20 protein-coding genes and 3 tRNA genes are annotated in these 20,846 nt (G+C 41.3%); 20 read left to right on the top strand and 3 right to left on the bottom strand.

The window, feature by feature from the left end:
• The first annotated feature begins 311 nt into the window (after nucleotides 1–311).
• From LKD36_RS02060 to LKD36_RS02050, 3 genes are all read left to right on the top strand, one after another.
• Nucleotides 312–533, top strand: coding sequence for a hypothetical protein (locus LKD36_RS02060; RefSeq protein ID WP_118770534.1), 222 nt, complete (start codon nucleotides 312–314; stop codon nucleotides 531–533).
• 844 nt (nucleotides 534–1,377) lie between these two features.
• The gene (locus LKD36_RS02055) at nucleotides 1,378–3,102 is read left to right on the top strand and encodes an ABC transporter ATP-binding protein (protein ID WP_308458463.1); all 1,725 of its coding nucleotides are present in this window, start codon (nucleotides 1,378–1,380) and stop codon (nucleotides 3,100–3,102) included.
• A gap of 196 nt (nucleotides 3,103–3,298) precedes the next feature.
• Nucleotides 3,299–4,195, top strand: coding sequence for a helix-turn-helix domain-containing protein (locus tag LKD36_RS02050; protein WP_308458462.1), 897 nt, complete (start codon nucleotides 3,299–3,301; stop codon nucleotides 4,193–4,195).
• 90 nt (nucleotides 4,196–4,285) lie between these two features.
• Here LKD36_RS02050 and LKD36_RS02045 read toward each other — a convergent pair whose 3' ends face one another.
• Entirely contained in the window at nucleotides 4,286–5,149 is an 864-nt protein-coding gene (locus LKD36_RS02045) for an AraC family transcriptional regulator (RefSeq protein WP_308458461.1), read from the bottom strand.
• A gap of 193 nt (nucleotides 5,150–5,342) precedes the next feature.
• Between LKD36_RS02045 and LKD36_RS02040 the strand changes: the two genes are divergently transcribed.
• The 14 genes from LKD36_RS02040 (at nucleotide 5,343) to LKD36_RS01980 (ending at nucleotide 18,598) form a co-directional block, all read left to right on the top strand.
• On the top strand, nucleotides 5,343–8,381 hold the full coding sequence (locus LKD36_RS02040; protein WP_308458460.1) for a glycoside hydrolase family 2 TIM barrel-domain containing protein: 3,039 nt from the start codon (nucleotides 5,343–5,345) through the stop codon (nucleotides 8,379–8,381).
• A 60-nt stretch (nucleotides 8,382–8,441) separates the two neighbouring features.
• A complete protein-coding gene (locus tag LKD36_RS02035; RefSeq protein ID WP_308458459.1) occupies nucleotides 8,442–9,839 on the top strand; it encodes an MFS transporter in 1,398 nt (465 codons plus the stop codon).
• 252 nt (nucleotides 9,840–10,091) lie between these two features.
• Nucleotides 10,092–10,925, top strand: a complete 834-nt coding sequence (locus LKD36_RS02030) for a helix-turn-helix domain-containing protein (RefSeq protein ID WP_308458458.1) — start codon at nucleotides 10,092–10,094, stop codon at nucleotides 10,923–10,925.
• Nucleotides 10,926–11,165: 240 nt separating this feature from the next.
• Nucleotides 11,166–11,423, top strand: coding sequence for a type II toxin-antitoxin system HicA family toxin (locus LKD36_RS02025; protein ID WP_118771484.1), 258 nt, complete (start codon nucleotides 11,166–11,168; stop codon nucleotides 11,421–11,423).
• Nucleotides 11,407–11,769, top strand: coding sequence for a type II toxin-antitoxin system HicB family antitoxin (locus LKD36_RS02020; RefSeq protein ID WP_118771490.1), 363 nt, complete (start codon nucleotides 11,407–11,409; stop codon nucleotides 11,767–11,769). Before LKD36_RS02025 ends, LKD36_RS02020 begins: the two co-directional genes overlap by 17 nt.
• Nucleotides 11,770–12,006, top strand: a complete 237-nt coding sequence (locus LKD36_RS17540; protein ID WP_334301334.1) for a tyrosine-type recombinase/integrase — start codon at nucleotides 11,770–11,772, stop codon at nucleotides 12,004–12,006.
• A complete protein-coding gene (locus tag LKD36_RS02015; protein ID WP_308458457.1) occupies nucleotides 11,942–12,088 on the top strand; it encodes a hypothetical protein in 147 nt (48 codons plus the stop codon). Before LKD36_RS17540 ends, LKD36_RS02015 begins: the two co-directional genes overlap by 65 nt.
• Nucleotides 12,089–12,333: 245 nt before the next feature.
• A complete protein-coding gene (gene clpB, locus LKD36_RS02010; RefSeq protein ID WP_308458456.1) occupies nucleotides 12,334–14,916 on the top strand; it encodes an ATP-dependent chaperone ClpB in 2,583 nt (860 codons plus the stop codon).
• 64 nt (nucleotides 14,917–14,980) lie between these two features.
• Entirely contained in the window at nucleotides 14,981–15,154 is a 174-nt protein-coding gene (locus tag LKD36_RS02005; RefSeq protein WP_118771482.1) for a DUF4250 domain-containing protein, read from the top strand.
• A gap of 210 nt (nucleotides 15,155–15,364) precedes the next feature.
• Nucleotides 15,365–15,859, top strand: a complete 495-nt coding sequence (gene infC / locus LKD36_RS02000) for a translation initiation factor IF-3 (protein WP_118771481.1) — start codon at nucleotides 15,365–15,367, stop codon at nucleotides 15,857–15,859.
• Nucleotides 15,860–15,917: 58 nt separating this feature from the next.
• Nucleotides 15,918–16,115, top strand: coding sequence for a 50S ribosomal protein L35 (rpmI, locus tag LKD36_RS01995; RefSeq protein ID WP_118771480.1), 198 nt, complete (start codon nucleotides 15,918–15,920; stop codon nucleotides 16,113–16,115).
• Between the two features lie 31 nt (nucleotides 16,116–16,146).
• Nucleotides 16,147–16,506: a 50S ribosomal protein L20 gene (gene rplT, locus LKD36_RS01990; protein ID WP_118771479.1), complete on the top strand. Its 360-nt coding sequence runs from the start codon at nucleotides 16,147–16,149 to the stop codon at nucleotides 16,504–16,506.
• Between the two features lie 62 nt (nucleotides 16,507–16,568).
• Nucleotides 16,569–17,639: a CobW family GTP-binding protein gene (locus tag LKD36_RS01985; RefSeq protein WP_308458454.1), complete on the top strand. Its 1,071-nt coding sequence runs from the start codon at nucleotides 16,569–16,571 to the stop codon at nucleotides 17,637–17,639.
• Between the two features lie 17 nt (nucleotides 17,640–17,656).
• Entirely contained in the window at nucleotides 17,657–18,598 is a 942-nt protein-coding gene (locus LKD36_RS01980) for a TIGR03943 family putative permease subunit (protein WP_308458453.1), read from the top strand.
• A 64-nt stretch (nucleotides 18,599–18,662) separates the two neighbouring features.
• Here the strand turns inward: LKD36_RS01980 and LKD36_RS01975 are convergent, their stop codons facing one another.
• The gene (locus LKD36_RS01975) at nucleotides 18,663–18,983 is read right to left on the bottom strand and encodes a helix-turn-helix domain-containing protein (RefSeq protein ID WP_118771476.1); all 321 of its coding nucleotides are present in this window, start codon (nucleotides 18,981–18,983) and stop codon (nucleotides 18,663–18,665) included.
• Nucleotides 18,984–19,131: 148 nt separating this feature from the next.
• On the opposite strand from LKD36_RS01975, the gene LKD36_RS01970 reads away from it, so the two are divergent.
• From LKD36_RS01970 to LKD36_RS01960, 3 genes are all read left to right on the top strand, one after another.
• Nucleotides 19,132–19,216 (top strand) — tRNA-Leu (locus LKD36_RS01970).
• A gap of 127 nt (nucleotides 19,217–19,343) precedes the next feature.
• Nucleotides 19,344–19,427: transfer RNA gene (locus LKD36_RS01965), tRNA-Leu, on the top strand.
• 37 nt (nucleotides 19,428–19,464) lie between these two features.
• A tRNA-Leu gene (locus LKD36_RS01960) sits at nucleotides 19,465–19,549 on the top strand.
• A gap of 98 nt (nucleotides 19,550–19,647) precedes the next feature.
• Here the strand turns inward: LKD36_RS01960 and LKD36_RS01955 are convergent.
• Complete coding sequence (locus LKD36_RS01955; protein ID WP_308458452.1) at nucleotides 19,648–20,832, bottom strand: CapA family protein; 1,185 nt, start codon at nucleotides 20,830–20,832, stop codon at nucleotides 19,648–19,650.
• Nucleotides 20,833–20,846 lie beyond the last annotated feature (14 nt).

Here is a 20,846-nt window from a genome sequence, read left to right as displayed (position 1 = left end):
ACGCTGTAGGTTCATTATAGCAGTGACGAATGAAGATTTCAAATATTTTTTTATTCACTACAGTAGGTGAGGCAGATAGCCGGAATGCCAACAAGATGCATCGGCGGTAAACTGGATTATAATCCGAATGTCCAGTGTTCCCATCATGCCCATGAGCATCATTGCGGCGAAGATAAACATGGCTGTCATGGTAATAATGTCTAAAACGAAAAGCAGATTTTTAGTAAAAACCCCTTTTGAAATAGAAACGGATTGATTTTATAATAATATGTATTACTTCTTAAAAAAATCAATTTCAGGAGGAACACTACATGCATGAGTATGAAATCTTTGTTGAGGAAATAAATCCGTGCGGAGGAGAAAAACACAGCAAAAAGACTTTGATCGAGGCAGAAGCGGATAGTCCGGAAGCTTACGTAAAAGAGAATGGAAGATTTCCGATTTTGGAATCTATACTCAATGAAAATGGAGATGTTGTAATAGTGACAGGTGATAACCACGGCTCTATTGTGCGTTACACGTTTACAGAATAACTTGTTTTATAGTATGTGAAATCAATAAAGGGATTGTTGCAGAATAGATGGAGTCACCTGTTCTGTATCAGTCCTTTTTTCGTGATTTTAATAGTCATTTTCTATTTTGTGGGCAGATAGAAAATAAAAGTAATTTTTTGCCCGATCAGACAGTGCAGACACGCAAAAATTCTATAAAAAACAAGTCTTGTTATTTAATTTGGACGTATAGAAAATCTGTGATATCAGATGCCCAGAAAATTAGGAAAATTTGGGCAAAAGATGCATAAGAATCTCTATATGCCCAATTTGTTTTATTTCTGAAACTATATAGTGAAAAATATTTTTTCCATTGCAAATATTGGGCGTGGAGAGACATAAACATTCCATATACCCAAATGGAGCAGCTGCGAGGGAAGTGCTGCCTTCACACAAAGTATTTCACAAGGGGGCGAAGTCCATCGTCCAGCCTCAGGATGCACGAAACCATGCAGGAATGGCGTGATAAATAAAAAGGAGGCGGTACGTATGCTATTAGATGATTACTCATCTATTTTGCAACAGCCCCTTTATTGATTATGAAAGATTTTTCAATAATCTATTGGACATGCAATAACTGTAAATGCAGGCCATGACAATCTCTGATATCAGATGTCGTTTTTATCATCAGAAAATACTCTTTTTCATTAACTTCATGGTCATTCACCATCACTCCGATGATTCTTGAATTATGTTTTGCAAGCAAAATGCCAGCCATATAAAGAAAAAGCTGAACAAACGTAGCCCATACGAAACGTTCAGTTTTTACTACGAAGAAGATGTGTTATAATGTAGCAGATTGATTTGAAAGGAATAAGGGATTAATATGCATACATTAAAGAAATTTATTCAATATTACGCTCCGTATAAGAAGGTATTTTTTCTGGATTTGATTTGTGCCGCTGTGATCAGTCTGGTTGATCTGGCTTTTCCACAGATTTTACGAACATTGACAAAGACATTATTTACAGAGAGTTCGGATGTGATTTTGTGGGCATTGCTTCCGATTACACTCGTGTTGCTTGTTATGTATATGATCCAGACTGGATGCAAGTACTATGTTAGTTATCAGGGACATATGATGGGAGCATATATGGAACGGGATATGCGTCAACAGTTGTTTGATCATTATGAAAGATTATCCTTTTCATACTATGATCAGAATAACTCGGGACAGATGATGAGTAAACTGGTATCGGATTTATTCGACATCTCAGAGTTTGCACATCATGGTCCGGAGAACTTATTTATCTCATTGATCAAAATTATTGGATCTTTTGTATTTTTGTTTCTAATCAACTGGAAACTGGCAATTCCTCTTCTGGTGATTGTGGCAATTATGCTGTTTTTTTCTTATGGACAGAATAAGAAGATGCAGGCAACATTTATGGATAACAGACGTAAGATCGGAAATCTGAATTCCAGCCTTCAGGATACGCTGGCAGGAATTCGTGTGGTACAGTCTTTTGCGAATGAAGACATTGAACGGGAAAAATTTAAAAAGAGCAATCAAGGTTTTTTGAGCTCAAAGAATGCAAATTATCGTTGTATGGGTAGTTTTACAGGAGGCAATTTGTTCTTTCAGGGGATGATGTATCTGATGACGCTGGTGTTTGGAGGCTGGCTGATTGCACATGGACAGATGGAGTCTGCAGATCTGGCAATGTATGCGCTTTATATTGGCATTTTTATCAGTCCGATCCAGATTCTGGTAGAGCTTACGGAAATGATGCAAAAAGGGTTGTCTGGATTCAGAAGATTCTTGGATGTCGTTGAGACAGAACCGGAGATTGTGGATGCAGAAGATGCGGAGCCACTGGAAAATATCAAAGGGCATGTGCGTTATGAACATGTTTCTTTTCATTATAATGACGATGACTCACTGGTTCTTGATGATGTTTCTTTTGATATCCAGGCAGGAAAATCGATCGCATTGGTTGGAGCATCCGGAAGTGGAAAGACAACCATCTGTTCACTGCTTCCGAGATTTTACGATGTGTCTGAAGGTCGTATTACAATCGATGGAAAGGATGTGCGGAAACTGACATTACAGAGTCTTCGTGAACAGATCGGACTGGTACAGCAGGATGTATATCTGTTCTGTGGAAGTATTCGTGAGAATATTGCGTATGGCAGACCAGATGCGTCGATGGAAGAGATCATTGAGGCAGCAAAGAAGGCTAATATTCATGAATTCATCATGGAACTTCCGGATGGGTATGAGACATTCGTTGGTGAGAGAGGAACCAGATTGTCCGGTGGTCAGAAACAGCGGATTTCTATTGCAAGAGTATTTTTGAAGAACCCACCTATCCTGATTCTGGATGAGGCAACGAGTGCTCTGGATAATGAAAGCGAGAGATTTATCCAGCAGAGTCTGGAAGAATTGGCAAAAGACAGAACTACGATTACGATTGCACACAGATTGTCAACGATCCGTAACGCTGATGAAATTCTGGTGGTTGCAGAAAATGGAATTGTAGAATGTGGAACGCATGATGAACTGTTGGAAAAAGGTGGGATTTACGCACATTATTATGAAATGTCTTAAAATGACGAGGTTTGGATATATAGAAAAATTACAATATTCTCTATCCATGAAAATACTAATATTTGGACAGTGGAAATTTTCTAACAATGAAGCGGAATGAACGAAGGAAAATCGTTAAATACAACAGGATTCTACCACTAAGTGGTGTACTTTTGCGGGCAAAATAGATACTATAATCCTGAAAGGGGGAATAGTTATGAACCTTGTGAAAATTGGACGCTATATTGCAGAAAAACGAAAAAGTCTTGGCTTGACTCAGAGGCAGCTTGCAGAAAAACTGGGAAAGAGTGATAAGTCTGTTTCTAAATGGGAACGTGGAATCTGTTTGCCGGATGTATCAGTATACTTAGAATTATGCGGAATATTAGGTATTAGTCTTAATGAGTTCTTGGCTGGTGAAGATATTGAAATAGATAATATTGAAAAAAAATCAGAAGATACATTGATACAGATAACAAAGGACAGTGGTCGAAAACAACGATACTTAAAGAAAATCATTATAGTGCTTCTTGTTGCAATAGGGATATTTATGATTGCTTTTGGAAGCATTGTATGTAATCAATTGCGACAACCACACAACTATATTGAAGCGATAGACTCAGACAGTATAGAAATGAAAACTGCTGAATTGTTGTCTGGAATGGATGGAACTAAGATGTTTCGATACAATTCAAGGGATACATTTAAAACGTTATCTATTTATTTGTCAGAATATCAGCTTGGACAACGAGTTTCACATAAAAAAGTTTTGGAACTTTCCTATGAAGATGTGAAATCTTCCACAAATGGATTGATTGTCATTACACCGGATTTTGATAATTTTACTGCAAAGCTCATCGCAGCAGATAAATATTCAAAATATATGACAGAAATACCAATTTTGGAGGGAGTTACAAACAGGGAATATTATGGAAGATCAGCAACGTTTATTGAAAACAAATGCAAGATAGAGTATGGAACAGAGCAAGGATTAGCGGCACTGATTTATGGAGAAAAGGGGTTAAGTTCGTTGCCAATACAGGATATTACAGGGGAGCATATAGATACCGATAATGAGTACATGTATTACTATTCGGTTGAATTCATAAAATAGCACTAATAAAAAGAAGAGGATGTCACGTAATCTGCTTTGATTCGGTGGCATCCTTTTTTGGTATTTGTTTTTTTACGGGCATTATAGATTTCATAACTTATTTCTTATTTTTCTGTATTCTCTTGGCGAATATCCTTTCAGTTTGTGGAAAAGTCGGCTGAAATAAAGCTGATTATCATATCCGACAATCTTGGAAATCTCATTGATAGAATACGTTGTTGTTTCAAGTAACATCTGAGCATTGTTGACCCGGATTCCCACAATAAATTGCATTGGTGTGGAACCGGTGTATTTTTTAAAATTTCGGATAAACCAGCTGACACTCATCCCTCGTGAGGCCGCATAATCGTCAATATTAATATTTTGATTGTAGTTTTCACTGAAAAAGGTAACAGCGTTATCCATCTCATGATCAAGATATTCATTTTTCAAGATGTGTTCTCTGGCCAGTTCCCGGTGAAAGCTAATCAGAAGATGACGCAGCAAAAGAGCAAGCATTTCTTCGTAATTATCCTGACAGCGTTGAAGTTCGATGATAATACGTTTGAAAAGCTGTTCATATTCCTTAGATGTACCAACTTGAAAGATACGTTCTTTATCTGGAAATCCATATTGACGTAAGATATTTTTTACATTGCTCCCTGTGAAGTGAATCCAGTATACTTCTGTCTTATCTTCTCCATAATATTCATATTTCTGAAGTTCTTTCGGTCTGTAAAGTACAATGTTACCGGCTGGAACAATCATTTCGTTATTGACATTATCAAAATGAAAATGCCCACAACCAGCAGTGATATATATAATCTGATAATCCAGACGTCCCCTTGGACGGTAGGTAGGAAGCTTAGGATGGCTGGAAAGACGATAAGTACCACAGCTTCCTACAATCAACGGATGACTTTTATCTTTGAAATCCATATGTGAATGGTTCAAATAACCGGTGTTCATGTACATATGGCATCACCTCATTCCTGCTTTTTTGTTATTGTATCATTTAGTGCATATTTTGTCTAATTCAATTCATAGACATATTTTGCATCTTATCATAAGCTATATATAACATAATAAAGAAACGTAAATATAAAAGTAAAAGACAGGATTTTTTGTAGGGGAACAAAAAAGTATATGTATTGAAGGAGCGTTATTTATGATTGTACCACGTTATTATGAAAATCTAAGTGTACTGCACGAAAACACAATGCCAGCCAGAGCCTATTATATTCCGGCATCCAGAAGAATGGATAACTTGGTGGAACACAGAGAAGAGTCAGATCGTATGCAGTTATTGAATGGAACTTGGAAATTCCAGTATTTTAACAGCATCTATGACATTCAGGATTCTTTCTTTGAGAAGAATTATGATACAGAAAATTTTGATGAGATTCAGGTTCCAAGTGTATGGCAGATGGCAGGATATGATACACACCAGTATACAAACATCCGGTATCCGTTTCCGTTTGATCCGCCATATGTGCCACAGGATATTCCGTGTGGAGCCTATGTACATACTTTTGAGTACAGTAGAGATGAGAAAGCATCAAAAGCTTTTTTGAACTTTGAAGGAGTAGACAGTTGCTTTTACGTATGGATCAATGGCTCTTATATAGGGTACAGCCAGGTTCCACATATGACCAGTGAGTTTGATGTTACCGATGTACTTCAGGATGGAACGAATACGGTGGCAGTGTTGGTCATGAAATGGTGTGATGGTTCCTATTTGGAAGATCAGGACAAATTCCGTATGAGTGGTATTTTCCGGGATGTGTACATTTTGAAACGCCCAAAACAGGCAATCAGTGATTATCATATTAAAACAAGAATTGAGGATATGCTTGCGAAAGTAGAAATTGAAATGAAATTCTACTCTCCGTTAAATGTAAAAATTTCGATTGAAGATAGAACCGGAGCAGTTGTAGCACTAGGAAGTATTGCTGAAGAAGGAACAGTTGTATTAGAAATCGCAAGTCCGGAACTTTGGAATACAGAAAATCCATATCTATATAAACTGATTTTTGAAACAGAGAATGAAGTAATTGTAGACCACATTGCATTAAGAAAGATAGAGATTAAAGACCAGGTTATTTATTTAAATGGACAGAAGATTAAATTCCGTGGTGTCAATCGACATGATTCCGATCCAGTTACTGGATTTACAATCAGTATGGAACAGATTACAACCGATCTTACGTTAATGAAGCAGCATAATTTTAATGCGATTCGTTCCAGCCACTATCCGAACGCACCATTTTTCTATGAAATGTGTGACAAGTATGGATTTATGGTGATAGATGAAGCAGATATTGAAGCTCATGGTCCATTTATGCTCTACAGAAAAGAAGACACCGATTACAATCGATTTAAGCGGTGGAATGAAAAGATTGCCGACGATCCAGTATGGGAAGAGGCCATCGTTGATCGTGTGAAACTCATGGTGGAACGCGACAAAAACCGTTTCTGTATTGTTATGTGGTCAATGGGAAATGAGAGTGCATATGGCTGCAACTTTGAAAAAGCACTGGAATGGACAAAGAAATTTGACCCATACCGCATCACACAATATGAGAGTGCAAGATATCGTAATTATGATGAAACATATGATTACAGCAATCTGGATGTGTATAGCCGGATGTATCCGGCACTTTCCGAAATTCAGGAATATTTGGACAAGGACGGAAGCAAACCATTTCTTTTGGTAGAGTACTGCCATAGCATGGGAAATGGACCTGGAGATTTTGAAGATTATTTCCAGATGATTCAGGATAACGATAAAATGTGCGGTGGCTTTGTCTGGGAATGGTGTGACCATGCGATTGCTCATGGCATTGCTGAGAATGGAAAGACAATCTATGCTTACGGGGGAGATCATGGCGAGGCAATTCATGATGGAAATTTCTGCATGGATGGATTAGTATATCCGGACAGAACCGTACATACAGGACTTTTGGAATACAAGAATGTTTATCGCCCGGCAAGGGTTATTTCCTATAACAAAGAAAACGGAGAACTGGTGCTTCATAACTACATGGATTTTGATGACTTGAAAGATTATGTGAAGATCAGTTATGAACTGACACAGGACGGTCTTGTGATAGGTAAAGGTAAACTTCCGGAATTTTCTGTGGCACCACACGGGGAAGAAAAAACAAACCTGAAGATCAATGTTCCAGAGAATGGGAAATGTTATTTAAAATTTATTTACCATCTGAAAAAAGAATTGCCACTGTTGGATGAAGACCATATTCTTGGATTTGATGAAATTGAGGTAAGCAAAGATGGTGCAAAATGTAAACTTGCTGAGAAATGGCTACAAAAAACAGCAGTGGACTCTGAATTGCAGGTAAATGAAAATGATACACAGATTCATATCAAGGGGCGTGAATTTACTTATACCATAGACAAACGTACTGCACTCTTTACAGAGATGAAATTCGCAGGGCGGGAATACTTGAACCATCCGATGGAATTAAATATTTGGAGAGCTCCAACAGATAACGATATGTACATCAAGTCTGAATGGAAGAAAGCCCACTATGATAAAGCTTATACAAGAGCCTACACGACAGAGGTCGTGCAGGAAAAACATGGTGTGAAAATTACAAGCCATGCATCCGTTGTGGCAGAGACAGTACAGAAGATTCTTGATGTGACGATCACATGGAAAATAGAAGCTGCTGGAAAGATTGATGCAGATATTGCAGTAACAAAAGATGATGAATTCCCGGATCTGCCAAGATTTGGTGTGAGGATGTTCCTGGATAAAAAGCTTTCAGCTACAAGATACTTTGGAATGGGACCACAGGAAAGCTATTGTGACAAACATCAGGCTGCGAGCCACGGTTTGTATCAGGCAAATGTAGATGATTTGCATGAAGATTATATTCGCCCACAGGAAAATGGAAGCCATTATGATTGTGAATATGTAGAGCTTAACAACAGCCGATATGGAATTGTGGTATCTGCGGAAAATGCCTTCTCATTCAATGCTTCTTATTATACGCAGGAAGAACTTGAGAAGAAAACGCATAATTATGAACTGACAGAATCAGATAGTATAGTATTTTGTGTTGACTATGCATTAAATGGCATTGGTTCTAACAGTTGTGGTCCAGTTGTATTGGAGCAGTACCGATTTGATGATGTATTATTCCGGTTCCAGTTTACCCTGATACCGTATGTAAAGGGATAATCATACGGTTAGTCATATTGAGATTCTAAGTGCGATGAAGATGAGGAGCAAAGAAATTCGATGGAAGAAAAAAAGTATTTGAAATGGTATAACAAAATTGGATACGGATCAGGTGATATTGCAGGTAATGTAGTCTATGCGTTCCTGACATCTTTTATGATGGTCTATCTGACGGACTCGGTAGGACTTGCTGCAGGTGTTGTTGGTACTCTGATTGCTGTATCAAAACTATTTGATGGTTTTACGGATATATTTTTTGGATCAATGATTGACAAAACACACAGTAAAATGGGAAAAGCGAAACCCTGGATGCTATACGGATATATTGGTTGTGCCATTACGCTGGTCGGCTGCTTTGCAGTACCGGTGAGTTTGGGAACAACGGCTAAATATGCATGGTTCTTTATTTCTTATACACTGTTAAATGGTGTGTTTTATACAGCAAACAATATTGCTTATTCAGCACTTACGTCACTGATTACAAAGAACAGCAAAGAGCGTGTACAGATGGGATCTTACCGTTTTATTTTTGCATTTTCAACAAGTCTTCTGATTCAGGCGATTACAGTTGGATTTGTAGATAAATGTGGTGGAGATGCTGCGGCATGGAGAACGGTTGCTATTATCTATGCAATCATTGGTCTGGTCGTAAATACGATTTCAGCACTTTCTGTTAAGGAACTTCCGGAGGAAGAACTTAACGAAGGAGAAGTAAAGAATGATAATGAAAAGTATGGAATGGTACAGGCATTCAAGCTTCTTGTCAAAAACAAATATTACATGATGATTTGTGGAACATATATTTTACAGCAGTTATATGGTGCCATGATTGGAGCTGGCATTTATTACATGACATGGGTACTGAAAAATAAGAATTTGTTTGGACAATTTGCATGGGCAGTAAATATTCCACTGATCATTGCCCTGATTTTCACACCGACATTAGTTGGTAAGTGGAAAGGTATGTATAAACTGAACTTAAGAGGTTACGTCTTAGCAGTCATCGGTAGAGCACTTGTTGTTGTTGCCGGATATATGGGCAGTGTTCCGCTGATGATGGCATTTACAGCTCTTGCAGCCTTAGGTCAGGGACCATGGCAGGGAGATATGAATGCAGTTATCGCATCTTGCTCTGAATACACTTATCTTACGCAGGGAAAGAGAATTGACGGAACGATGTACTCTTGTACTTCTCTTGGTGTAAAAATCGGTGGAGGTATTGGAACCGCTGTTGTTGGATGGATGCTTGAGTTCAGTGGATATGTCGGAACAAATGCAACTCAGCCACAGTCTGCACTTGATATGATGCAGTTCATGTATCTTTGGCTTCCGTTAATCTTTGATGTATTGATTATGTTTGTACTTTCAAGAATGAATGTAGAAGATACAAATAAGAAACTGAAAGCAGAAAAAGGAATTGTTGCAGATGAAGTAACAGATGCATTAGACATAAATTAGAATTGACAGGAAAAAGCGTTGTCTGATCAGTGTTTGATGAGGCAATGCTTTTTTCTTTTCGGCATTTATACATGGTATGGATGTTCAAAATATTCAGTGTAGAATACTAAAAGGTCATTCAGATAATTTTTTAGGTTACTCATTTGCAATTCCTCCTTTCCTTATTTATAAGTTGATTATAAGATAGGTGTAAAAGGATTGCTTGCCAAATCGAAAGAAGATATAGACAAATGTTGCAAAGGGGAGTATTTCATGCAGTTAAAATATGTTGACACAAAAGAGGAGATCATAGCAGTAAATAAGAAGTCAAAACATATTGAACCACATCTTCATAATGCACTGGAGATCGTTTGTGTAACAAGTGGATCATTAGAGCTTGGTGTCGGACAGGAACTATACCATATGGAAAAAGGAGATATAGGCTTTGTATTTCCAGATGTTATTCATCACTATCAGGTACTGACACCCGGTGTAAATAAAGCAATTTATCTGATTGCATCGCCATTTACGCTTGACAAATCTGCAAATATCATGAAATCTATGGCTCCCGAATATCCAATCATCAAAGCAGAAAAGGTCGAATCGGAGGTATATAGGGTTATAAATGCGATTTTAGAGACAGAACAGTCGGATATTATGGTTGCACAGGCATATCTTCAAATTGTGTTGGCGCGCTGCATAGGAAAATTAAATTTGGTAGAAAAGAGTAATGTGGGGAGCAACGATCTTATTTACCAGACAGTTTCCTATATATCAGCGAATTTCAAGAAGAAGTTTTCATTGGAGGAGATGGCAAAAGATCTTGGGGTGAGCAAATATGTTTTATCCAGACTCTTTTCCAAAACATTCCATAGAAACTTTAATCAATATCTTAACGATGCAAGGCTGAACTATGCATGCCATCGTTTGGAAAATACGAGTGATTCTATTACAAATATTTGTCTGGATAGTGGATTTGAAAGTCAGAGAACGTTTAATCGAGTATTTAAGGAAAGATATAAGATATCGCCGAGTGACTATAGGAGTATATGTGTGAAAGATATGTTGTCCCAAGCAATATTGCCAAAGGACTATTTAGAATTATGATTGAATAGCATATAAATTAAAAATGTGAATATATAGAATTTAAGAAGATCAGATGAAGAAGAAATTCTTTATTTGGTCTTCTTTTTTAGAATATACTCATTCTAAAGTATTACCTATATCAAGGACAGATAGGTCTGTTTTATATTATTTTATGTAAGCAAATGAAATATTTTGGAACAGACAATAAAATATTGACACCATATACGACACCACATATAATATACGTAGGAGGTATAACAAATGTCAAAATGGGATAAACTGATAACACGTATATGCAATTTATCGAAAGACCTCCGGTTTGATGAGTTACGGAAGGTATTGGAAAGCTACGGATACGAAATGAATGTACCAAGAAGTGGAAGCAGCCATTACACTTTCAGAAAGCAAGGGTGTATGCCAATTACAATACCAAAGCACGAACCAATCAAGAAAGTATATGTAGAAATGGTAAGGCAGATTGTAGAAAGTGAGGCGAAGAATGATGAAGACGCTGAATGATTATATGGCAATGTCCTATCGTATGGAAATCGTGGAAGATAAAGATGAAGGCGGATTTGTAGTTTCTTATCCGGATTTGCCTGGTTGCATTACTTGCGGTGAGACAGTGGAGAGTGCGGTATCAAATGCACTGGATGCAAAAAAAGCATGGATTGAAGCTGCATTAGAAGACGGTGTAGAGATTCATGAACCAGACAGTCTGGAAGACTATTCTGGACAGTTTAAATTAAGAATTCCACGAAGCCTACACAGATCACTGGCAGAGCATTCTCAGAGAGAGGGAATCAGCATGAATCAATACTGTGTGTATCTACTTTCCAGAAATGATGCAGTGTTCTCAAAATAAATGTTGTTAAACTTATCTGCACCATTTATAATGAAGTGGCAACAACAGAGTAATGTGTATAAGCCTCATCGTCCAATGATGCAGGTTATGTTTGGGGCTTGCCTGAGAGTGAGTGAAACAATCGGCTTAACCTGGTCAGGTGTGGATATGAAGAATCGGGAGATCCATGTAGGTGGACAGCTTGTATATTATGAAGGTGATGAAGGATATTGTTTCCACGATTCAGAAACGCTTTGAGAAATACGATCTGATCATAGCCGATGAACTTGGTTACATATCTTTTGATCGGGAAGCTGCTGATTTGTTATGCAATCGTTGATAGGCTTACATACAAAGCTTATCTGATTAATGTGGTCAAATCAAGAAAATCGAGTGCGAAAGCAAGTGAAAAATCCCTGTGAAGCCCGTAAAATCAAGGCTTCACAAAATTTTCACAAAAAATTAGCACTCGCCTCTTGACAGTGCTAACAACTGATGCTATAGTACACGTAGAACAAAGAAATAGACATCAGTATGCAGGATTTTATATCCGGCATCGGTTATGCGAAGCGAGGAGGCGAGCATATGAATATACAGAAATTTACTCAGAAATCAGTTCAGGCAGTGAACGAGCTTGAGAAGATTGCCATGGAGTATGGTAATCAGGAGATTGAGCAGGAGCATCTTCTGTACAGTCTTCTGACACAGGAAGAAAGTCTGATTGCCAGACTGATTTCAAAGATGAACATAGATGATACTTTATTTAAAGAGCAGGTAGAGCAGGCGCTGAACAAGCGTGTGAAAGTATCAGGCGGTCAGCCTTATATCGGCCAGTACCTGAATAAAGCACTGATCAGCGCAGAGGATGAAGCAAAACGGATGGGTGATGAGTACGTATCCGTAGAGCATCTGTTCCTGTCTTTGCTTGACAACCCAAGTCCTTCCATGAAGGAGCTGTTCCGTGAGAATGGAATTACTAGGGATAAGTTCCTGCAGGTCCTTTCTACCGTCAGGGGCAATCAGAGAGTCACCAGTGATAATCCGGAAGCTACGTATGATACTCTGACTAAGTATGGTACAGAGCTGGTAGAGCGTGCTCGTGAGCAGAAGCTTGATCCGGTCATCGGACGTGATTCCGAGATCCGCAATGTGATCCGTATCCTGTCCCGTAAGACCAAGAATAATCCGGTGCTCATCGGTGAGCCTGGTGTTGGTAAGACAGCAGTTGTTGAAGGCCTGGCACAGCGGATTGTCCGCGGTGATGTTCCGGAAGGACTGAAGAATAAGAAGATTTTTTCACTTGATATGGGTTCCCTGGTAGCAGGTGCCAAATACAGAGGTGAATTTGAGGAACGTCTGAAAGCCGTTCTGGAAGAAGTCAGAAAGAGCGAAGGACAGATTATCCTGTTCATTGATGAACTGCATCTGATTGTAGGTGCCGGCAAGACCGACGGCGCCATGGATGCCGGTAACCTGTTGAAACCGCTTCTGGCAAGAGGCGAGCTTCATTGTATCGGTGCGACCACGCTGGATGAATACCGTCAGTACATTGAGAAAGATGCGGCTCTGGAGCGTCGTTTCCAGCAGGTACTGGTAGACGAACCGACCGTAGAAGATACGATTTCCATCCTGAGAGGTCTGAAAGAGCGTTACGAAGTATTCCATGGGGTTAAGATCACAGACTCTGCTCTGGTGGCAGCAGCAACCTTGTCCCACCGTTATATTTCCGAGCGTTTTCTGCCGGATAAAGCCATTGACCTGGTAGATGAGGCCTGTGCCCTTATTAAGACGGAACTGGATTCCATGCCGACCGAACTCGATGAGCTGCGCCGAAAAGTGCTGCAGCTGGAGATCGAGGAAGCAGCTCTTAAGAAAGAGACAGATCGTCTTAGCCAGGAGCGTCTGGAGAATCTTCAGAAGGAACTGGCTGATCTGCGGGATGAGTTTAATAATAAGAAAGCCCAGTGGGATGACGAGAAGAAATCCGTCGAGAATCTCTCTAAACTTCGTGAAGAGATCGAGGATGTGAACAAGCAGATTCAGGCTGCCCAGCAGGGGTACGACCTGGAGAAAGCAGCACAGCTTCAGTATGGCCGCCTGCCACAGCTGCAGAAGCAGTTGGAGGACGAGGAAGAGAAGGTTAAGAACAAAGACCTGTCTCTGGTACATGAAAGCGTAACAGATGAAGAAATTGCAAGAATCATTTCCCGCTGGACCGGTATTCCGGTAGCAAAACTGACGGAAAGTGAGAGAAATAAAACCCTCCATCTGGACGAAGAACTCCACAAACGGGTTATCGGTCAGGATGAAGGTGTACAGAAGGTAACGGATGCCATTATCCGTTCCAAAGCGGGCATCAAGGATCCGACCAAACCTATTGGTTCCTTCTTGTTCCTTGGACCTACCGGTGTTGGTAAGACAGAGCTTGCTAAGGCACTGGCAGCCAGCCTGTTCGATGATGAACAGAATATGGTGCGTATCGATATGAGTGAGTATATGGAGAAATACTCCGTATCCCGTCTGATCGGAGCGCCGCCCGGATATGTAGGATATGAGGAAGGCGGTCAGCTGACAGAAGCAGTCAGAAGACATCCCTACTCTGTTGTATTGTTCGATGAGATTGAGAAAGCCCATCCGGATGTATTCAATGTACTGCTGCAGGTACTGGATGATGGACGTATCACAGATTCTCAGGGAAGAACAGTGGATTTTAAGAATACGATTCTCATTATGACTTCCAACATTGGTTCCAGCTATTTGCTGGAAGGCATTGATGAAAATGGTGACATCCGTCCGGAGTGTGAAGCACAGGTAATGAACGATCTGCGCGGACATTTCAGACCGGAGTTTCTGAACCGTCTCGATGAGATTATCCTGTTCAAACCGCTGACGAAGAATAACATTGGCAATATCATTGATCTGATGATGGCAGATGTGAACAAACGTCTGGAGGATAAGGAACTGACCATTGAGCTGACCGATGCAGCGAAAGCTTACATTGTGGAGCATGGTTATGATCCGGTCTATGGCGCACGTCCTCTGAAGAGATTCCTTCAGAAGAATGTGGAAACCATGGCAGCCAGATTCATTCTCGGTGGAGAAGTCCATGCTGGAAGTGTCATGGTAGTGGATACAGACGGTAACGGACTGACCATCCATACAAAATAAAGCATGGTAAAATGAGACCTCTCATGGTATGATAGATCCATATCATAGTATGGGAGGTCTTTTTATGTTACCGGAAGATCCAATGATGCTGTTAAGCTATGTGAATACCCAGCTTAGGGACTTTTATGAGAGTCTGGAAGGGTTCTGCAGCAGCCAGGATGTGTCAGCTGAAGAGCTGAAAAAGAAGCTGAAAACCATTGATTACGAGTATGATGAAAAATTGAATAAATTTGTATAAAAATAGTTGACAGCAGAAAATAAGTGTGATAATCTATACAAGGTTATGAAATGAAAGAAGAGTATCCACTCTCACCTTGGCACAAGCGGTGACCCGGGTTTATATCGTGAAAAGATAATGCGAAGAGCATTTTTCATGTAGAAAGTGGATAGTTTTCTATCCACTTTTTTTGTGCAACAATTGCGGAGGTGTACGACAATTAGCGAGTTAATGATCAATGAGCAGATTCGCGACCGTGAGGTTCGTGTAGTCGGTCAGAACGGGGAACAGTTAGGAATTATGTCTGCCAGCGAGGCAATGAAGATGGCAAGAGAGGCGGAGCTTGATCTTGTAAAGATCGCACCTACAGCAAAGCCGCCGGTATGCAAGATCATCGATTACGGTAAGTATCGTTATGAGCAGGCACGCAGAGAGAAGGAAGCAAAGAAAAAGCAGAAGACTATTGAGATCAAAGAGGTGCGTCTGTCCCCGAATATTGATGAGAATGACCTGAACACTAAGGTGAATGCAGCCAGAAAATTCATTCAGAAGGGTGATAAGGTAAAGGTTACTTTACGTTTCCGCGGCCGTGAGATGGCACATGTACAGAGCAGCAAGAAGATTCTGGACGTGTTTGCAGAACGCATGGCAGACATCGCAGCGATTGATAAGGCGCCGAAGATGGAAGGCCGCAGTATGACGATGTTTTTAACGGAAAAGCGTTAAAATAACAAGGGCCAGGGGGCCTGTAGTATAATTTAGATTTCACAGGAGGAACAAACATATGCCAAAGGTAAAAACTAGCAGAGCAGCTGCGAAACGTTTCAAAAAGACCGGAACAGGTCAGTTAAAGAGAATGAAAGCTTATAAGAGCCATATCTTAACGAAAAAATCCCAGAAGAGAAAGAGAAATCTTCGTAAATCCATCATCACGGATGCTACCAACGTTAAGAGCATGAAGAAGATTCTGCCGTATTTATAAGATTTGGGAAGAAAGTTAAGGAGGAAGAAAAATGGCAAGAGTTAAAGGCGCATTAAACGCTAAAAAGAAACACAATAGAGTATTAAAGCTCGCAAAGGGCTACAGAGGAGCTAGAAGCAAACAGTACAGAGTAGCAAAACAGTCTGTAATGAGAGCACTGACCAGTGCATACGCTGGACGTAAAGAGAGAAAACGTCAGTTCAGACAGCTGTGGATCGCTCGTATCAATGCAGCAGCACGTATGAACGGACTGTCCTACAGCAAATTTATGTACGGACTGAAGAGCGCAGGCGTTGAGATGAACCGTAAGATCCTTGCTGATCTTGCAGTAAACGATGCAGCAGCTTTCACTGCTCTGGCAGAGACTGCTAAAAAAGCACTGAATAAATAAGTAACGAATGAAAGCCCTTGGGAAACCGAGGGCTTTTTGCTCAGAGAAAGAAGGAAAATAGCATGACAAAGATTGAGATTATTTCCGGTTTCCTTGGAGCCGGCAAGACCACACTGATCAAAAAAATGCTGAAAGAGGTATTCGCAGGTCAGAAGATTGTTCTGATCGAGAATGAGTTCGGTGAGATCGGCATCGATGGCGGTTTCCTGAAGGATGCAGGCGTACAGATTACCGAGATGAATTCCGGCTGTATTTGCTGCTCTCTGGTAGGTGATTTCGGTACTGCCCTGAAACAGGTTATCGAGACCTATGCTCCGGACCGCATCCTGATTGAGCCGTCAGGTGTTGGCAAACTCTCTGACGTGACCAGAGCGGTACAGGGTGTTGCTGCTCATGAGCCGGTGGAACTGAACAGCTCCATTACCGTTGTAGACGGACAGAAGTGCAAAATGTATATGAAGAACTTTGGTGAGTTCTTTAACAATCAGGTAGAGAATGCAGGAACTATCGTTATGAGCCGTACCCAGAAGATGTCCGAGGACAAACTGGACGCTGCTGTAAAGATGTTAAAAGAGAAGAATCCGAAGGCTACCATCATCACGACTCCGTGGGATGAGCTGAAAGGGGAGCAGATTCTGGCTGCTATGGAGCATCAGGATCTGATTCTGAAAGAGGAGATGGAGCATCTTCATGAGCATGAGGATCATGACCATTGCTGCGATCATGACCATGATCACGAGCATCATCACGACCACGATCACGAGCATGAGCATCATCACGACCATGAGCATGGCGATGACTGCACCTGTGGCTGCCACGATCATGACCATGACCATCATCATCACCATCATGCAGACGAAGTGTTCTCCAGCTGGGGTCAGGAGACTCCGCACAAATACAGCGAGGAGCAGCTGCGTGACATCCTGAAGAAACTTTCCGATGGTGACGAATATGGCATCATTCTGCGTGCAAAGGGCATTATTCCGTGTACAGACGGTACCTGGCTGCACTTTGATATGGTTCCGGAAGAATATGAAATCCGCAGAGGAGATGCGGATTACACAGGCCGCCTGTGTGTGATCGGTTCTCATCTTGATGAAGAGGAACTGGCAAAACTGTTCGGGCTGGCTTAAATAAAAGGAGATTGAACATGGCAAAAATCCCGGTATTTGTAGTACACGGATTTCTGGAGAGCGGCAAAACTCAGTTTGCGATGGAAACGCTGTCAGACGAATATTTCTCTGATGGCGAGCGCAATCTGGTCATTGCCTGCGAGGAAGGAATTGAAGAATACGAGGATGAGGTACTTCAGAAAAGCAATACCACTCTGGTAATGCTGGAGGACAAATCCGAATTCAACGAAATGTTTCTGGCAGAGTGCCAGAAGAAATACAAACCTACCCAGGTTATTGTAGAGTATAACTGTATGTGGGGGCTGGATTATCTGCGCGAGATGTATATGCCGAAGGGCTGGTTCGTGGCTCAGGTTATCACAACCGTAGATGCGACTACCTTTGATGTTTATCTGAAAAATATGAAATCCATTTTCATGGAGATGGCAAAGGATTCCGATCTCATTATTTTCAACCGTAGTACGGAGGATACACCGGCAGCCACTTATAAGAGAAATATGCGTGCAGTCAATCCGAAGGCACAGGTGGTATTTGAGAAAGAGGATGGAAGCCAGCTGGAGTTCGAGGAAGAACTTCCCTTTGACATCAATGCAGATGTTATCGAGATCTCTGACGTGGACTATGGTATCTGGTACATTGATGCCATGGATCATCCGGAGAAGTATGCAGGAAAGACCTTGCAGTACAAAGGAATGGTCTATAAGAATGCAAGGCTGCCTAAGGGATATTTTGTGCCGGGACGTATGGCAATGACCTGCTGTGCGGACGACACAGCCTTTATCGGTTTCCTGTGCAAGTCTTCCCATGTCGATGAACTGAAGAATAAGCAGTGGGTGACCATTACGGCCAAAGCTTATGTGGAGAAACGTGCAGAGTACAGCGGTGAGAATGGTGTGGTACTGCGTGCAACCCATATTACCAGCGCGGAAAAACCGGAAGAAGAGCTGGTTTACTTTTAGACAAAATAAAGAAAAGACGGAGTTCCGTAGCAGGAATTCCGCCTTTTCTTTTTTGTAAAAGGAATTATTTGTCCGCAAATAATACTTTCAGCAGGTTGATTGCAAGAGTTTTCTCTTCAGCAGTGCGGTCGTGCATTAACTGGATCAGCAGATTAATGCTGTGATCATCAGTAGCAACCACATAATCAGCAAGCAGGAAGTCGATGGTAACACCCAGACGGTTTACAACTTTTACAAGCTTGTCCAGGGTCAGACTTCTCTCTCCGCGCTCGATCTGTCCGATGTATGCGGTAGATACACCTACTTCCTCAGCAAGTTTCTCCTGAGTCAGATTCAGACGCAGACGCTCTTCACGAATTCTTTTTCCCAATGCATGATAATCCATATCTGTACCTCCCTTTCAGCAACTAAATGTTTAAATAAATGATACTTTGAAATACCCCTATATTAGAATCTACGGAGAGTTTTATTTTAAATACATTATAAAAATATTTGACATTTGCGTCAAATTGTTGTATGATATCGTTCGTGATGCGGAAGTGTCGGAATTGGCAGACGAGCAAGATTCAGGTTCTTGTGAGCGTTACGCTCGTGAGGGTTCAAGTCCCTTCTTCCGCACTCATCCAAAATGCTTCAACTTAAAAATAAAAAAAGTTGAAAAAAGTGTTGACAGATGAGAATCACAGTGATATAATATTTTTTGTTGAGTCGCTGAAACAACAGAAACGAAAACACTCAATGGTTTGCGGAAGTGTCGGAATTGGCAGACGAGCAAGACTAAGGATCTTGTGACCGTTAGGTCGTGTGGGTTCAAGTCCCATCTTCCGCATCAGAGAGTATGAGCTCTGTAAAAATTCATACGGTTTGCGGAAGTGTCGGAATTGGCAGACGAGCAAGATTCAGGTTCTTGTGAGCGTTACGCTCGTGAGGGTTCAAGTCCCTTCTTCCGCATCAGATGAGCATTCGGAATGATCCGGATGCTCTTTTTGATTTGCAGAGAAAATAAAAAAACGGAAGCAGCCAGATACAGGTTACTTCCGTTTTTTTTGTTACTGCGGTTGCAGTGTTCCGTCTTCAGCTACCGTTACTCCGAAGGAAAGCTCCGTCAGATGTTGAAATAAGGCTTCCGGATGCTGAATCCGGGACAGGACACTGCCCACCCGTTTGCATGGTATCAGTTGGATGGAAGGAGCTCCTTTGTTGTCGTAGGAGGCTTCCAGAAGGACCGTATCTCCGTCCCGGTTACCGAAGAGATAATTTCCCAGGCTGTACACAATGGGAACACCATTGTAATACTCAAATCCCTGCAGGACATGAGGATGGCAGCCTACTACCAGATCGGCACCAGCATCAATGTATCCCTTGGCCAGTGACCGCTGATAATCTTCCGGTGTCTCATTTTTTTCAATACCCCAGTGAGCAAATACAATCACATGGTCATATTCTGTATGGGCTTCTGCGATTTTCTGATTGAGCAGAGTGGCGTCATAGGTCTGAAACAGTCCGGGCTGGCTGTCAGAGGCATACCAGGTGGCGGAGGGTGACACTCTCGTGGCGCCGAAGATGGCGAAGGTCTGGCCATTTATGGTCTGTACTGCGGGAGCAGAGGCTTCCGATAGATGATATCCGCCGCCGATGCAGGCGATATTTGCAGATTTTAAGGTATCCAGCGTATCTAAGAAGGCGTCTCTTCCAAAATCCAGGGCATGGTTGTTGGCCACCGTCACGATGTCAACGCCAAGCTCTTGAAAGATTTCCACATATTTAGGATCGGCCCGGAATGTGAACTGTTTGTCTTCCATGGCCTCGCCCCGCAGACTGAAAGGAAATTCTTCATTAATGACAAAGAGATCCGCATTCTGCATGCGTCCAAGCATCTCACTGTCAGCGATAGCAGAAATACCGGATTTATCATAGGAGGCTAAGAAGGGATCGGAAAACATCACATCTCCTGCAAAAGCCAGAAGGGCGCTGTCCGGTTCTTCCGGCTCGGAGACTTCTTCGGATGCTTCTCTGGCCGGCTCCACGGCAGGTATTTCCGGAGTTTCTGGTTCTTCCGGAAGGGAAATACCGGACTCTGGAGCTTCTTCCTGTACGGCTTTGGAAACTTCGGCAGCAGGTACTTCGGGTTCCGGTTCTTCTGTTGGATGCCGGAAGAACAAAAATGCAGCTGCCGTAAGCAGGATACCTCCGATAATAAAGCCGATCAACATGCCTTTTAACAAGCTTTTCATAGACAGATCCTCCT

This window comes from Hominiventricola filiformis (assembly GCF_020686965.1).
Taxonomy (GTDB): Bacteria; Bacillota; Clostridia; order Lachnospirales; family Lachnospiraceae; genus Hominiventricola; species Hominiventricola filiformis.
Note: the sequence above shows the minus strand (reverse complement) of the source record. Positions and strands in the feature narration are given on the sequence as shown.

What these genes read in the sequence shown, in the direction of transcription:
- LKD36_RS02060 (WP_118770534.1), top strand. Translation starts at nt 312, where the DNA reads ATGCATGAGTATGAAATCTTTGTTGAGGAAATAAATCCGTGCGGAGGA.
- LKD36_RS02055 (WP_308458463.1), top strand. Translation starts at nt 1,378, where the DNA reads ATGCATACATTAAAGAAATTTATTCAATATTACGCTCCGTATAAGAAG.
- LKD36_RS02050 (WP_308458462.1), top strand. Translation starts at nt 3,299, where the DNA reads ATGAACCTTGTGAAAATTGGACGCTATATTGCAGAAAAACGAAAAAGT.
- LKD36_RS02045 (WP_308458461.1), bottom strand. Translation starts at nt 5,149, where the DNA reads ATGTACATGAACACCGGTTATTTGAACCATTCACATATGGATTTCAAA.
- LKD36_RS02040 (WP_308458460.1), top strand. Translation starts at nt 5,343, where the DNA reads ATGATTGTACCACGTTATTATGAAAATCTAAGTGTACTGCACGAAAAC.
- LKD36_RS02035 (WP_308458459.1), top strand. Translation starts at nt 8,442, where the DNA reads ATGGAAGAAAAAAAGTATTTGAAATGGTATAACAAAATTGGATACGGA.
- LKD36_RS02030 (WP_308458458.1), top strand. Translation starts at nt 10,092, where the DNA reads ATGCAGTTAAAATATGTTGACACAAAAGAGGAGATCATAGCAGTAAAT.
- LKD36_RS02025 (WP_118771484.1), top strand. Translation starts at nt 11,166, where the DNA reads ATGTCAAAATGGGATAAACTGATAACACGTATATGCAATTTATCGAAA.
- LKD36_RS02020 (WP_118771490.1), top strand. Translation starts at nt 11,407, where the DNA reads ATGAAGACGCTGAATGATTATATGGCAATGTCCTATCGTATGGAAATC.
- LKD36_RS17540 (WP_334301334.1), top strand. Translation starts at nt 11,770, where the DNA reads ATGTTGTTAAACTTATCTGCACCATTTATAATGAAGTGGCAACAACAG.
- clpB (WP_308458456.1), top strand. Translation starts at nt 12,334, where the DNA reads ATGAATATACAGAAATTTACTCAGAAATCAGTTCAGGCAGTGAACGAG.
- LKD36_RS02005 (WP_118771482.1), top strand. Translation starts at nt 14,981, where the DNA reads ATGTTACCGGAAGATCCAATGATGCTGTTAAGCTATGTGAATACCCAG.
- infC (WP_118771481.1), top strand. Translation starts at nt 15,365, where the DNA reads ATGATCAATGAGCAGATTCGCGACCGTGAGGTTCGTGTAGTCGGTCAG.
- rpmI (WP_118771480.1), top strand. Translation starts at nt 15,918, where the DNA reads ATGCCAAAGGTAAAAACTAGCAGAGCAGCTGCGAAACGTTTCAAAAAG.
- rplT (WP_118771479.1), top strand. Translation starts at nt 16,147, where the DNA reads ATGGCAAGAGTTAAAGGCGCATTAAACGCTAAAAAGAAACACAATAGA.
- LKD36_RS01985 (WP_308458454.1), top strand. Translation starts at nt 16,569, where the DNA reads ATGACAAAGATTGAGATTATTTCCGGTTTCCTTGGAGCCGGCAAGACC.
- LKD36_RS01980 (WP_308458453.1), top strand. Translation starts at nt 17,657, where the DNA reads ATGGCAAAAATCCCGGTATTTGTAGTACACGGATTTCTGGAGAGCGGC.
- LKD36_RS01975 (WP_118771476.1), bottom strand. Translation starts at nt 18,983, where the DNA reads ATGGATTATCATGCATTGGGAAAAAGAATTCGTGAAGAGCGTCTGCGT.
- LKD36_RS01955 (WP_308458452.1), bottom strand. Translation starts at nt 20,832, where the DNA reads ATGAAAAGCTTGTTAAAAGGCATGTTGATCGGCTTTATTATCGGAGGT.